Annotated in this window: 12 protein-coding genes; 5 read left to right on the plus strand and 7 right to left on the minus strand. The window is 67.7% G+C overall.

Annotated elements, in window-relative coordinates; all coding sequences use genetic code 11:
• The first annotated feature begins 36 nt into the window (after nucleotides 1–36).
• The 5 genes from rpe to GO608_RS06185 all read left to right on the plus strand — a co-directional run bounded on the left by rpe (nucleotide 37) and on the right by GO608_RS06185 (nucleotide 4,226).
• Nucleotides 37–732 (plus strand): ribulose-phosphate 3-epimerase, encoded by a 696-nt coding sequence (gene rpe, locus GO608_RS06165; protein WP_169198785.1) that lies wholly within the window; start codon nucleotides 37–39, stop codon nucleotides 730–732.
• Nucleotides 733–773: 41 nt separating this feature from the next.
• On the plus strand, nucleotides 774–1,451 hold the full coding sequence (locus tag GO608_RS06170; protein WP_169198847.1) for a phosphoglycolate phosphatase: 678 nt from the start codon (nucleotides 774–776) through the stop codon (nucleotides 1,449–1,451).
• A 216-nt stretch (nucleotides 1,452–1,667) separates the two neighbouring features.
• Complete coding sequence (trpE, locus tag GO608_RS06175) at nucleotides 1,668–3,155, plus strand: anthranilate synthase component I (protein WP_169198786.1); 1,488 nt, start codon at nucleotides 1,668–1,670, stop codon at nucleotides 3,153–3,155.
• 187 nt (nucleotides 3,156–3,342) lie between these two features.
• On the plus strand, nucleotides 3,343–3,780 hold the full coding sequence (gene trxC, locus GO608_RS06180; RefSeq protein ID WP_169198787.1) for a thioredoxin TrxC: 438 nt from the start codon (nucleotides 3,343–3,345) through the stop codon (nucleotides 3,778–3,780).
• 104 nt (nucleotides 3,781–3,884) lie between these two features.
• Nucleotides 3,885–4,226, plus strand: a complete 342-nt coding sequence (locus GO608_RS06185) for a zinc ribbon domain-containing protein YjdM (RefSeq protein ID WP_169198788.1) — start codon at nucleotides 3,885–3,887, stop codon at nucleotides 4,224–4,226.
• Between the two features lie 41 nt (nucleotides 4,227–4,267).
• On the opposite strand, the gene GO608_RS06190 is transcribed toward GO608_RS06185, so the two are convergent.
• The 7 genes from GO608_RS06190 to hyfB all read right to left on the minus strand — a co-directional run bounded on the left by GO608_RS06190 (nucleotide 4,268) and on the right by hyfB (nucleotide 13,827).
• Nucleotides 4,268–6,265: a GumC family protein gene (locus tag GO608_RS06190; protein WP_169198789.1), complete on the minus strand. Its 1,998-nt coding sequence runs from the start codon at nucleotides 6,263–6,265 to the stop codon at nucleotides 4,268–4,270.
• A gap of 285 nt (nucleotides 6,266–6,550) precedes the next feature.
• Complete coding sequence (locus GO608_RS06195; protein WP_169198790.1) at nucleotides 6,551–7,126, minus strand: NADH-quinone oxidoreductase subunit B family protein; 576 nt, start codon at nucleotides 7,124–7,126, stop codon at nucleotides 6,551–6,553.
• Nucleotides 7,126–8,670: a hydrogenase large subunit gene (locus GO608_RS06200; RefSeq protein ID WP_169198791.1), complete on the minus strand. Its 1,545-nt coding sequence runs from the start codon at nucleotides 8,668–8,670 to the stop codon at nucleotides 7,126–7,128. Before GO608_RS06200 ends, GO608_RS06195 begins: the two co-directional genes overlap by 1 nt.
• A gap of 1 nt (nucleotide 8,671) precedes the next feature.
• The gene (locus tag GO608_RS06205) at nucleotides 8,672–10,126 is read right to left on the minus strand and encodes a hydrogenase 4 subunit F (RefSeq protein ID WP_169198792.1); all 1,455 of its coding nucleotides are present in this window, start codon (nucleotides 10,124–10,126) and stop codon (nucleotides 8,672–8,674) included.
• 90 nt (nucleotides 10,127–10,216) lie between these two features.
• Nucleotides 10,217–10,876 carry a formate hydrogenlyase gene (locus GO608_RS06210; RefSeq protein WP_011238183.1) on the minus strand — a complete coding sequence of 220 codons (660 nt, stop codon included), beginning with the start codon at nucleotides 10,874–10,876 and terminating at the stop codon, nucleotides 10,217–10,219.
• 6 nt (nucleotides 10,877–10,882) lie between these two features.
• Complete coding sequence (locus tag GO608_RS06215) at nucleotides 10,883–11,830, minus strand: respiratory chain complex I subunit 1 family protein (RefSeq protein ID WP_211159410.1); 948 nt, start codon at nucleotides 11,828–11,830, stop codon at nucleotides 10,883–10,885.
• Nucleotides 11,827–13,827, minus strand: coding sequence for a hydrogenase 4 subunit B (gene hyfB / locus GO608_RS06220; RefSeq protein WP_169198793.1), 2,001 nt, complete (start codon nucleotides 13,825–13,827; stop codon nucleotides 11,827–11,829). Before hyfB ends, GO608_RS06215 begins: the two co-directional genes overlap by 4 nt.
• Nucleotides 13,828–13,830 lie beyond the last annotated feature (3 nt).

The raw sequence follows: 13,830 nt of genomic DNA on the forward strand, positions 1-13,830 counted from the left end.
GTTAGAATCCGCGGCTCGAACGAACAGGAGAACTTCATGCACCGCATCGCCCCCAGCCTGCTCTCGGCGGATTTCGCCCGCCTGGGCGAAGAGGTCCGGAATGTGGTCGCGGCCGGCGCCGACTGGATCCACTTCGACGTCATGGACAACCATTACGTGCCGAACCTCACGATCGGCCCGCTCGTCTGCGAAGCGATCCGGCCGCACACGAGCGCACCGATCGACGTCCACCTGATGGTCAAGCCGGTCGACCGCATCGTCCCGGACTTCGCGAAAGCCGGGGCGAACATCATCACTTTCCATCCCGAGGCGTCCGAGCACGTCGACCGTACGCTGCAGCTGATCCGCGACTGCGGCTGCCAGGCAGGCCTGGTGTTCAACCCGGCGACGCCGCTGCACTATCTCGACCATGTGCTCGACAGCATCGACATCGTGCTGCTGATGAGCGTCAATCCCGGCTTCGGCGGGCAGAAGTTCATTCCCGGCACGCTGCCGAAACTGCGCGCGGCGCGCGAGAAGCTCGATGCGTACGAAGCGGCGAGCGGGCGGCGGATCCTGCTGCAGATCGACGGCGGCGTGAAGGTCGACAACATCGCACAGATCGCCGCCGCCGGCGCCGACACCTTCGTCGCCGGCTCGGCGGTGTTCGGCGCCGGGCGCGACGCCGACCCGCACCGCTACGACAGCGTGATCGCCGCGCTGCGCGCCGAACTCGCGAAGGTGGGCGCGTGAGTGCTTCGCCGAGCTCCTCCAGCGAGCGCGACGGTGCAGCAGTGAACGGACGCCGCTTCCCGGTGCGGGCAGTGCTGTTCGATCTCGACGGCACGCTGCTCGACACGATCGCGGACCTCGCCGAAGGCGCGAACCGCATGCTCGCCGAACTCGGCCGGCCGACGCGGCCGCTCGCCGAGATCCATTCCTTCGTCGGCAAAGGCATTCCGCATCTCGTGCGGCGCTGCATGACCGAGAACGCGCAGGCGAGCGAGGCCGAGATCGAAAGCGCAGTGGGGGTCTTCCGTCGTCACTACTCTGAAGTAAACGGCCGGCACACGACGATCTACCCCGGCGTCGTCGAGACTCTCGATGCGATGCGGGCGATGGATCTGCGGCTCGCCTGCGTGACGAACAAGGCCGAAGCTTTCACGCTGCCGCTGCTCGAACGCATGCGGCTCGACCGCTACTTCGACGCCGTCGTCAGCGGCGACACGCTGCCGGTGAAGAAACCCGACCCGGCAGTGCTGCACCACGCCTGCAACCTGCTCGGTGTCACCAGCGCGCAGGCGCTGATGATCGGCGACTCCGCGAACGACGCGCTCGCCGCGCGTGCGGCGGGCATGCCGGTGCTGCTCGTGACCTACGGTTATAGCGAGGGCATGCCCGTGGACACCATCGAATGCGATGGGCTACTATCGGTCGCCACCGGGGCGCTCGAACTCATCGACGCGATCTGACGGTTTCCCTGCCGCGACTTCACCCACTACGGCGAATCGACGTGACGCACGACCACCGGCTTTCGGACAAGGAACGCAACGAGACCTCCGCCATGCGCTGCTGCTGGCGGCGCTGGCGCTCGTGGCCCGCGGGCCACTAAAACGCGACCGCTTTCGCGGGCTGCCGATGCGCCCGCACCCCCTTGTTCCGATCGAACCGTTTCTCGTGGAGTCACCATGCTCGAACATGAATTCAACGCGCTGGCCGCGCAGGGCTATAACCGCATCCCGGTCACGCTCGAAACCTTCGCCGACCTCGACACGCCGCTGTCGATCTACCTGAAGCTCGCGAACGAGCCATACAGCTACCTGCTCGAATCGGTGCAGGGCGGTGAGCGCTTCGGCCGCTACTCGATGATCGGCCTGGCCGCATCGACGCGCATCGAAGTCTATGGCCGCTCGGCGCTGCTCCTGACCGGCAACCGCCTCGTCGAGCGGCGCGACTACGGCGATCCGCTGAACTACGTCGCCGAATTCATGGCGCGCATCAAGGTACCGCCGCGCGCGGGCCTGCCGCGCTTCGCCGGCGGGCTCGTCGGCTGTTTCGGCTACGACACGGTGCGCTACATCGAGCCGCGCCTTGCGAAGACCGAGAAGACCGACACGATCGGCACTCCGGACATCCTGCTGTTGCTGTCCGAGGAAATTGCGATCGTCGACAATCTGTCGGGCAAGCTGACGCTCGTCGTCTATGCCGAGCCGGAAGTGCCCGGCGCGTACAAGCGCGCGAAGAAGCGCCTGCGCGATCTCCTCGCGCGGCTGCGCGCGCCGGCGGTGATTCCCGAGGATGCGCACGCCGAATCGCAGCCCGCCACATCGAGCTTCGGCGAGGACGCGTTCAAGGCTGCGGTGACCCGCGCGAAGCAGTACATCATCGACGGCGACATCATGCAGGTCGTGCTGTCGCAGCGCATGAGCAAGCCGTACGCGGCGAGCCCGCTGGCGCTCTATCGCGCGATCCGCACGCTGAACCCGTCGCCTTACATGTTCTATTTCAACTTCGAGGATTTCCACGTCGTCGGGGCATCGCCCGAAATCCTCGTCCGGCTCGACCAGGACGGCGACGCGAAGCGCGTCACGGTGCGCCCGATCGCGGGCACGCGCCCGCGCGGCGCGACCGCAGCGGACGATCTCGCGCTCGAAGCGGACCTGCTCGCTGACGAGAAGGAACGCGCCGAGCACTTGCAGCTGCTCGACCTCGGACGCAACGACGCCGGCCGCGTCGCCGAGATCGGCAGCGTCAAGGTCACCGAGCAATTCACGGTCGAGCGTTACTCGCACGTGATGCACATCGTCTCGAACGTCGAAGGGCGCCTGAAGGACGGGCTCAACGCGCTCGCCGTGCTGCGCGCGACCTTCCCGGCGGGCACGGTGTCGGGCGCGCCGAAGCTGCGCGCGATGGAGATCATCGACGAGCTCGAGCCGGTCAAGCGCGGCATCTATGCTGGCGCCGCCGGCTACATCGGTTTCCATGGCGACATGGATCTGGCGATCGCGATCCGCACCGCCGTCGTCAAGGACTGCCACATCCACGTCCAGGCCGGGGCCGGCATCGTCGCCGATTCGAACCCTGACGCTGAATGGACCGAGACGCAGAACAAGGCGCGCGCGATGCTGCGTGCGGCGGAGATGGCGGAATCGGGTCTGGACACGCGGGTCGACTGACACGTGGGACAACGCTCTTCCGCGTGGCCGTCCTGTCATCGCAGGCAGCGCCCGAGGCAGGCAGCGGGCAGAATCTCGACGTTGTGTTGAACCGGATCGTCGGATCAGCCTCTGAATGAGCGATGGTGCGATCGCGCATTCACCGGCTGTTCTTTCCCCGTCACTCTGCACACTCTGGGAGGCCCCGATGACCGAAACCCTGACCATTGCCTGTCCTCACTGCCACGTCCTGAACCGCTTGCCTGGCGGGCGTTTGAGCGACGACCCGAACTGCGGCAAATGCCATCAGGCGCTCTTCACCAGCCATCCGGTCGAACTCGACGCCGCGAGCTTCGACGTGCACGCCGGTCATGGCGACCTGCCGCTGCTCGTCGATTTCTGGGCGTCGTGGTGCGGTCCGTGCCGGACGATGGCGCCGGCGTTCGAGGAGGCCGCGGCGAAGCTCGAACCGCATGTCCGGCTCGCGAAAGTCAATACCGAGGAGGCGCAGGATCTCGCGGCGCGCTACGCGATCCGCAGCATCCCGACGATGGTGCTGTTCCGCGCCGGCCGCGAAGTCGCACGCCAGTCCGGGGCGATGAACACCGGCCAGATCCTGCAGTGGGCGAAAGCGCAGGGACTGTGAGGACGTCCGCCGGCCGGCAACGGCGTTGCGCAGGACGCAAGAGTTGCCGAGGCAGGGCGGGGCGCGGATACTGCCGGCCTTCGAACCCGATACCCTGAGGAACCATGTCCACGATCCCTGCCTGCCCCCGATGCGCGATGGAGAACACCTACCCGGACGGCGACAATTACATCTGTGCCGATTGCGCCCACGAGTGGCCGATTGTGGCAGCCGCCGATGCCGACGATGAGACTGCTGCGCTCGTGAAGGATGCCAACGGCAACGTGCTGGCGGATGGTGACTCGGTCGTGCTGATCAAGGACCTCAAAGTCAAGGGATCCTCGATCACGTTGAAGGTCGGCACAAAGGTCAAGAGCATCCGCCTCGTCGGCGGAGACCACGAGGTTGACTGCAGGATGGACGCCGGCAGCTTCATGCTGAAGGCTTGCTACCTGAAGAAGGTCTGAGCGGCCTTCCTTCTGCCTGACCCGCCCCTGCCGGGCCCGGGTCAGGCGGAGCGTACATTGCGCAGTGCCGGATGAGTCCGGTCGATCTCTTCGAGGGGGCGCTTCCTGCCCGCCGGCGACAGCGCCGTGTAGGCGCCCAGCATGTCGGCGGGGAGCCGTCCGACAATGCCGAACAGGTCCGCGAAACGCACGCCCTGGTGCACCAGATAAGCGATGTAGCTGTGGCGCAGCGCCGCGGACGTGATCTCGTCCGGGTCGGGGATGCCGGCATCGTGCGCGGCGTAAAGAAGCGTCGCGTCGAGCGCGTCGGGCGTCCCGTCACTCGTGGTCGGGGCGACCAGGGCGTCGTCTGTTTCCGGATGCTGTTCCCGGTACCGGCCCAACTGCGCCGCGAACGCCGCAGGCAGCGGCACGGCGCGGTCGGGCAGGAGAATCTGCCGGCCGGCCAGGTCGACCGCCGTCCATTTGAGCCGGGCGAGCTCGTCGAACGACACGCCGGAAAGCAGCGCGAGCGCGCCGATGCGGGGGTCGTCGGGCAGCTCGTCGAGCAGTTGCCCGATCTCGGCTTCGTCGAGTTCGCGCGGCAGGGGCGCCGCACCCGCGAGCAGCGCCGACGGGGCGAACTGGCCGAGCGCCTCCGGTGAGCGCGACGCCGGCAGCTGCACATTGCCGAGCCATGCCGGTGCGACAACGAGTGACGGCGCCGGGGGGGGGCGGTTGAACAGCTCGACGATCCAGGTCGTCAGCAACGCCAGCAGCAGCGATGCCGTGAGGCCGATCGCCGCGTCCCGGCCGTACTGCGGCCGCCACGGCTCGGCCGGCGGGAAAGCCGCTTCGAGCGTCGTGACTTCCGGGACGCGGATCCGCTCCGCAGCCTGCAGTCCGGTCGCCCTGACGACCGCCACCCGGTGCATCTCCTCGAGTCCGGTCAGCTCCTCCTGCATCGCCTTGAACTCGCCCAGACGCGCCGTGAACGCCTGGACCGTCCGCCGCTCGCCGCCCGCCTGTTGAGCCAGCCGGTCCACGGCCGCGCGCGCCGCTGCGACTTCCTCTTCGGCGTCGCTCAGCGCTGCCTGCTGCCCCTTTTCGCGGACCTGCTGCAATTGTTCGTCCAGATTCGCGATGCGCATGCGCAGGGCCTTGGCGCGCGGATCGAAGGTGAGGAAGTCCGGCGTGTAGGCACGTTCCAGTTCGTGCTGCTCCTCGCGCAATTGCGATGCCCGCTGCTCCAGGTTCGACAGCGTCGGGTTGTCGCGCGCGCGGACGATCGACTTGCCGGCCGCGATCGAATCGCGCAGCGAACGCAGTTTCGCTTCGGCCGCGACGAGTCGGTCGTTCGCCGCGTTCAGCGATTGTCCGACGCCCTTGACCTGGCTGAGAACGCGGTTTTCGTCGCGCTCCAGCGAGACGATGTCGTGGTCGCGGCGATAGTCGTCGAGCGCGCGCCGTTTCTCGGCGACGCGCTCTTCGAGTTTCGCGGCTTCGTCCTGCGCCCTGGTCGCACGGCTGCCCGAATCCTGGCGATAACGCTCGGCGAGCTCGCTGCGGTAAGTCTCGATCAATGCGTTGACGAGCGGAGCGAGCGCTTCGGCCGGCCGGCCGCTCGCCGCGAGCTCGACGACGTCGGTTCCTTCGACCGGCGCCGCGTCGAGCATCTGCCGATAGTCCTCGACGCTATCCCCGCCCTCGTCTGAGCCGGCCGGCAGCGGCATACCGATGCCGGCGACCCGGGCGACCGCTTTCTCGACGAGCGGGCGGCTCGTGAGCACTTCGACTTCGGTCAGGAACGCCGCCTGGACTGCGGCTCTGCGCTCATCGGCGGTGTCGCCGTTGCCCGGCATGTCGATCCGCAGTCGTGCGGCGGTGCGGTATTCGGCGGGACGCGAGTAATCGTAGATCAGGCTCGCGGCGGCGAGCAGCAGGAAACTCAGGCCGAAGACCGCGATACGCCGCCGTTTGGGCGGTGCCGGATAGGCAGTCGGGGCGAGGCCGGGCCAGAACGGATCGACAGTAGTGGGGCCGGTGTCGTCGCGGATCATGCTTTCGATCCGCGCTGGATATCGGAACTGGGTGATGCGGCGCGCGAAGGGACGCCGGGGGTCACGACTGCACGACGCGGTGAGCAAATGCGCGAAGTGAATTCTTCCATGTGCCTGTCTCCTTCCTCGCCGCATCGCGTCGACTTGACGGATGGATTGAGGGGATTAACTGCGTATGCCTATTGAAGCATTCCGGCGGCGAAAACTCATGCAGTTATTCATCCGCTTACAGTCTTGCCGGGCAAGCGCTTGCGCCGCCCGCTCCGGCGCGCGGCAGCGCAAGGTTCAGTTGAAGCCGGGCGTGAAATCGGACGCTGTGCCCTCGTCCGGGGCAAGGGAGGGACGGACCCGCAGGGCGGTGAGAATGCCGGCGAGGATGTCAGCCGGAGGAGGGGGACAGCCGGGAACGGTGACGTCGACCGGGATGACGTTCGACACCCGCCCGCAGCTCGCGTAGCTCTCGCCGAAAATGCCGCCGGTGCAGCCGCAGTCGCCGATCGCGACGACGAGCTTCGGCGCCGGGATCGCATCGTAGGTGCGCTTCAGCGCGAGCTCCATGTGACGCGACACCGGTCCGGTGACGAGCAGCATGTCGGCATGACGCGGGCTTGCGACGAACTTGATGCCGAGTCCCTCGATGTTGTAGTAGGGGTTGTTCAGCGCGTGGATCTCGAGTTCGCAGCCGTTGCACGAGCCGCCGTCGACGTGTCGGATCGCCAGCGCGCGGCCGAGGATCGCGAGAATGTCGGGGTGGATCAGGTGGGCCCGGTGGCGCGACGGGGAAAGGGTCGGGGAGCGGGTCGGGGAGGCCGATGCGCCGGGACGGCGATGGCGGGCGATGTACTTGAGAATGTGCCACATCACAGATCCTGCGCGGAATAGCCGAGGTTGAAGGATTTGTTGATCAGCGGGAAGTCGGCGACGATGTTGTCGATGATCGCGTGCTCGATCACCGGCCAGTTCTGCCACGACGGATCGTGGCAATGGCAGCGCGCGATGCGCCCGCGCGCATCGGTTTCGAGCGCGACGAATATTTCGCCCCGCCAGCCTTCGATCCAGCCGGCACCGGACGCCGCGTCGCGAATCGCGATCGGGACATCGAGCGGGCCATCCGGCAGCGCGGCAAGCAGCGCGTCGATCAGCCGCAGCGACTCGAAACATTCGTCGAAGCGCACCGCGACGCGGGCCGCGACGTCGCCGTTGAACTGCGTGGACGCCGTCACTGCGAGCTTGTCGTACGGCGGCCACGGAAAGTCCACGCGCAGGTCGGCGACCTGCCCGCTCGCGCGCCCGGCGAGCCCGGTCAGCCCGAACCGCGCGGCGAGTTCCGGAGCGACCCGGCCGGTCGTCACGAAACGATCCTGCAAACCGGCATGCTCGTCGTAGATGTCCTTCAGTTCGGCAACTTCGGCGACGAGCGCAACTGCGTCGCGACGCAGTTGCGCCGCCGCGGCGGCGTCGAGGTCGCGCGCGACGCCCCCCGGCCGGATGCAGTCCATCAGCAGCCGGTGGCCGAACGCCTCGAAGTTCGCGCGCAGCCAGTCTTCGCGCAGGCGCGAGAACTGCGCGAGCGCGAAGCCGAACGCGGCATCGTTGCCGAGCGCACCGAGGTCGCCGAGGTGGTTCGCGACGCGCTCGCGCTCGAGCAGCAGCGCGCGCAGCCACGCGGCACGCTCCGGCACCGCCACGCCAGCAGCCGACTCGGCCGCCATTGCGTAGGCCCACGCATACGCCACCGTGCTGTCGCCGGACACGCGCCCCGCCAGCCGCGCCCCTTCGTCGATGTCCATGCCCATGAAGCGGCGCTCGATGCCTTTGTGCGTGTAGCCGAACCGCTCCTCGAGGCGCAGCACTTTCTCGCCAACGACCGAGAAGCGGAAATGCCCCGGCTCGATCGTACCGGCATGCACCGGCCCGACCGCAATCTCATGCACGCCGTCGCCTTCGACAAAGACGAAGGGGTAGTTGTCGGGCTGCGGAGCGAAGCGCTCCTGGCCGGTGTTCTCGATGCGCAGCGGGAAGTAGTCGGCCGGCCACGCGCCGTGGCGCAGCCACTGGCGGGAGTCCACGCTGTCCTCGGCGTCGATGCCGACGAGGTCGTGCGCAGCGCGCTGCATGCGGAGCGCGGGGACGAAGAAGCGCGAGATGTCCGGGTAGGCCGGGCGCATGACGTCGAGTCCGAGCTCCACCCAAAGCAAGCCTTCCGCGGTCGCGTAGGCGGTCGCCACCGCAAAACCGTCGCCCATCGCGCGTCGGTCGCTGCCCCACAGACTCACGAGCCGGCCTTTCGTTGTGGCGACCGCGAACGCGAGCGCGCTCCACTGCGTGGCATCGACGCGGGCGCGGTGCATCGGCAGCGGCGCAGCGAGTCGTTCGAAGCGGCAATCGAGTCCGGAAAATTGCACGTCAGCCTCCGATCATGCGCGCGGCCTCGCGGTACCAGCCGTCGAGCCAGGGCGGGATGTAGAGCCCGAGCATCAGCGCGAGCCCGAGATGGACGAACACCGGCAGCAACGCGGGCGGATGCGGGAGCGGGCGCAGCGAGGTTTCGCCGAACACCATCGGCTGGACGTGGCCGAAGATCGCCGCGAAGGCGACGCCGAGCGCGACGAGCAGGAACGGCGTCGCCCACGGCAGCTCGCGCATCGCGGTGGTGAGAATCAGGAACTCGCTCGCGAAGACGCCGAACGGCGGCATGCCGAGGATCGCCAACGCGCCGAGCATCAGGCCCCACCCGACCGTCGGATTGACTTTCAGCAGGCCGCGGATGTCCTCCATCAGCTGCGAACCGGCTTTCTGCGCGGCATGGCCGACGGCGAAGAAGATCGCCGATTTCACCAGCGCATGCACCGTCATGTGCAGCAGCCCGGCGAAATTCGCGATCGGGCCGCCGAGGCCGAACGCGAACGTCATCAAACCCATGTGCTCGATCGACGAGTACGCGAACATGCGCTTGACGTCACGCTGGCGCGACAGGAAGAAGGTCGCGACGACGACCGTGACCAGGCCGAAGCCGATCATCATGCGCCCCGGCAGCCCGTTCGCCAGCGCGCCGTCGGCGAGCACCTTGCAGCGCAGCACCGCGTACAGCGCGACGTTGAGCAGCAGCCCCGACAGCACCGCCGAGATCGGCGTCGGCCCTTCAGCGTGCGCGTCGGGGAGCCAGTTATGCACTGGCACGAGGCCGACTTTCGTGCCGTAGCCGAGCAGCAGGAACACGAATGCGAGCGACAGGATCGACGGGTCGAGCAGATGCTTCGATTCGGCAAGATGCGTCCACAGCAGCGCGCCGTCGCCACCGCCGATCGCGCGTTCCGCGGCGAGGTACAGCAGGATCGTGCCGAAGAGTGCCTGGGCGATGCCGACGCCGCACAGGATGAAGTATTTCCACGCCGCTTCGAGGCTCGCCGCGGTGCGATACACCGACACCAGCAGCACCGTCGTCAGCGTCGCGGCTTCCATCGCGACCCACAGGATGCCGAGATTGTTGGTCGTCAGCGCGAGCAACATCATGCCGTTGAAGAGCTGGTACATGCTGTGGAAGAGCCGCATGCGCTGCGGCGTCATCTTGCCGTGGTCGCGCTCGATGCGCATGTACGGGCGCGAGAACAGCGACGTCGTGAAACCGACGAACGCGGTCAGCGTCACGAGGAACACGTTGAGCGCATCGACGAAAAACCACTCGCTCCATGCGAGCAGCGGCCCGCCGCGGATCACCTGCACGGTCAGCCACGCCGCCGCGGCCAGCGTGGCCAGACTGACGGCGGCGTTCAACTCCGGCGCCCATTCGCGTTCGCCCCACAGTGCGAGCAGCGCACCGCCGGCGAGCGGGATCGTGAGGACGAGGAGGAGGGCGTCCATCACGTCCCCCGCTGGGCCGCCCCGAGGGGGGCGTGCGTCCCCTGGGGGGGCAGCGCGGTGGCGATAGCCACAAGCGTGGGGGCTGTCATCTCAGTCCTCCTTGAGCTTTTCGAGATGGCGGATGTCGAGGCTGTCGAACTGTTCGCGGATCTGGAACATGAACACGCCGAGGATCAGGATGCCGACCAGCACGTCGAACGCGATGCCGAGCTCGACGATCATCGGCATGCCGGAGGTCGCCGCGGTCGCCGCGAAGAACAGGCCGTTCTCCATCGACAGGAAGCCGATGACCTGGGGCACCGCTTTCGCGCGCACGATCATCATCAGGAACGACAGCAGTACGCACGCGAGCGCGATGCCGAGCGTGCCGCGCGCGATCGACGCCGACAGCCCGGCGATCGGCGCGGCCAGATTGAACGCGAAGATCACCAGCACGATGCCGATCAGCATCGTCGTCGGGATGTTGAAGAGGGTCTCGACGTCCCAACGAACGTTGAGCCGTTCGATGACCCGGTGCAGCAGGATCGGGATCAGGATCACCTTCAATACGAAGGTCATTGCGGCCGAGTAGTACAGGTGATGCTGGCCGGTGAGAAAGCCGACGATCAGCGTCGCCGCCGCCAGCGCCGCGCCCTGCAGCGTGAAGAGGTGGATCAGCGTCAGGATGCGCCGCTGCGCGATCATCGCGAACGCGAGCACCAGCAGCACGACGGCGAACAGGTTGATCGACTGGGCGAGCAGCGAGGTCATCGGTCCTTACGCTCCGAGCAGCACATGCACGAGCAGCGCAATGACTGCCAGCAGGAATGCGGTCGCGAGGAATTCCGGCACGCGGAAGAGCCGCATCTTCGCGTTGATCGTCTCGATCAGTGCGAGCAGCACGCCGCCGATCGCGAGCTTCGCGACGAGCACCGGAATCGCGAACAGGATCGTCAGCGGCGTGCCGGCCTCGGCAATGCCCCACGGTACGAACAGCGCGAGGCCGATGCACGAATACGCGAAGAGCTTCAGCGACGCCGCCCATTCGACGAGCGCGAGATGGCGGCCGGAGTACTCGAGGATCAGCGCCTCGTGGATCATCGTCAGCTCGAGGTGGGTCGCCGGGTTGTCGACCGGCACGCGCGCGTTCTCCGCGAGCGACACCATGGTGAAGGCGACGCCGGCGACTGCCAGGCTCGGGTAGATCGCGAACGGCTGGTGCGCGAGCGTCTCGACGATCTTCGCGAGCGACGTCGATTGCGTGATCAGCGACGCGGAAAACAGCACCATCAGCAGCGCCGGCTCGGCGAGGAAGCCGACCAGCATCTCGCGGCGCGCACCGAGCGTGCCGAAAGACGTGCCGATGTCCATCGCCGCGAGCGAGATGAACACGCGCGCGAGCGCAAACAGGCCGACCAGCGCGATCGCGTCGGCGGCCGGGGCGAGCGACAGGTCGGTCGACAGCGTCGGGGCGATGCCGCACGCGAGCGCCATGCTGCCGAACATCACGTAAGGCGCGACACGGAACAGCGGCGAGGCCGTCTCGGCGACGACCGATTCCTTGTTGAACAGCTTGTGCAGCACGCGGTACGGCTGCAGCAGGCTCGGCGCGCGCCGGTTCTGCAGCCACGCGCGCCACTGGTTGACCCAACCGGTCAACAGCGGCGCGAGCGCCAGCGCGAGGACGATCGCGAGCAACTGCGCGAAGAGGCCGGTGAAGGTCATGATTTCGCCACCAGCAGCAGCACGATCAGCGTGACGAAGCTGTACAGCAGGTAGATCGCGATGCGCCCCCGCTGCAGCCGCCCGACCACGCGCGCGATGCGCTCCGTGAGGCGCGCGAGAGGCAGGTACAGCCAGTGCCAGAAATGGTCCTCGATCGTCACTCGATACACCGGCCGCGCGTCGAAGGGCGCCGGCAGCTCGCGGCGCATGCGGAACACCGGCTCGAAGATCTGGCGGATCGGCTGGCCGAAGCCCTCGGCAGTGTCCTGCATGCGTGCGGTCTGCGCCGGATAGCCGCAGTCCCATGCCGGCGCGCGGCGCAGCCGGCCGTGGTAGAACCGGCGCACCAGCACGGCCGCGAGCAGGACCGCGAGGCCGACGACAACGAGGAATGCCAGCGGGTTGTAGCTCGCGCGCTCGAGCGAGCTCGGCGCAAGCAGCAGCCAGCCGTTCGCCCGCACCGTGGCGCCGATACCGCCGCCGACGAGGAGCTGCGTGACGCGGTCGATGATGCCGATGACCGGCACCGGGAACAGGCCGAGCAGCACGCAGCCGGCGCTGAGCCACACGAGCCCGGCGCGTTCGAGCGGCGATGCCGGGTGGGCTTCGGCGAGCTTCGGTTCGCGCGGCTGGCCGAGAAAGATCACGCCGAAGAACTTCACCATCGTGTAGCCGGCGAGCGCCGCGATCAGCGCGATGCCCGCGGCGAGCACCGGCACCAGCATGTTGAGGAAGGAGTCCGGCAGGTCGGTCGTGAACAGGAAGCTCTGCAGCAGCAGCCATTCGGAGACGAAACCGGAAAACGGCGGCAGCCCCGAGCTCGCGAGCACGCCGACGAGCGACAACCACGCGACCCACGGCATGCGCCGCATCAGCCCGCCGAGCTTGCCGAGACTGCGCTCGCCGGTCGAGTGCAGCACCGAGCCGGTCGCGAGGAACAGCAGGCTCTTGAAGAACGCGTGGCCGATGACGTGGTACAGCGCCGCGGTCAGTGCCAGCGCGGACAGCGCGGTCATCCCGTACGCATTGAACAGCACGCCCAGGCCGAGGCCGACGAAGAGCAGCCCGATGTTCTCGATCGACGAATACGCGAGCAGGCGTTTCATGTCGGTCTGCACCGCGCTGAACACGACGCCATACAGCGCCGTCGCCAGCCCCACCGCGAGCAGAGCCACGCCCCACCACCACTGCTGCGCACCGAGGAGATCGAAGCCGACGCGCAGCAGCCCGTAGATTGCGGTCTTCAGCATCACGCCGCTCATCAGTGCCGACACCGGCGACGGCGCAGCCGGATGCGCTTCGGGCAGCCACACGTGCAGCGGCAGGATGCCGGCCTTCGCGCCGAAGCCGAGCGTCGCGAGCAGGAACGCGACCGACGCCCACAGCGGCGGCAGCGACTGTGCGCGCATGTTGGCGAAGGTGTAGTCGCCGGTGTTCGCCTGCAGCACGCCGAAGCACAGCAGGATCGCGATCGCGCCGACGTGCGCGATGAGCAGGTACAGGAAGCCGGCCGCGCGGATCGCCGGCACGCGGTGGTTTGTCGTGACGAGGAAGAACGACGACAGCGCCATCGTCTCCCACATCACCATGAACGCATAGGCGTCGTCGGCGAGCACGACCATCGCCATGCTGGCGAGGAAGAGATGGTATTCGAGGCACAGCAGGCCCGGCGGCGTTCCTTCGCCTTGACGGAAATAGCCGGCGGCGAAGACCGAGATGCCGACGCCGGTCGCGCCGATCACAAACAGGAAGAATGCCGACAGGCCGTCGAGCCGCAGGTGGAACGGCAGATCCGGCAGGCCGAGCGCGAGGATCGCGGTCTGCGGCGTGTCGAACATCGCCGCGAGCGCGAATCCGGCCAGCGCGAGCCCGAGCGCGGCGCCCGCCGGGAACAGCGTGCGGGCAACGAAAGCGGTGTTGCGCAACGCCGCGATTCCGGCGAGCCCGAGCGCGAGCCAGCCGGCGATGACGATCAGGATCCAGTCGAGAAGCAGCACGGG

The sequence above is a fragment of the Aromatoleum buckelii genome, from assembly GCF_012910785.2.
GTDB lineage: Bacteria > Pseudomonadota > Gammaproteobacteria > Burkholderiales > Rhodocyclaceae > Aromatoleum > Aromatoleum buckelii.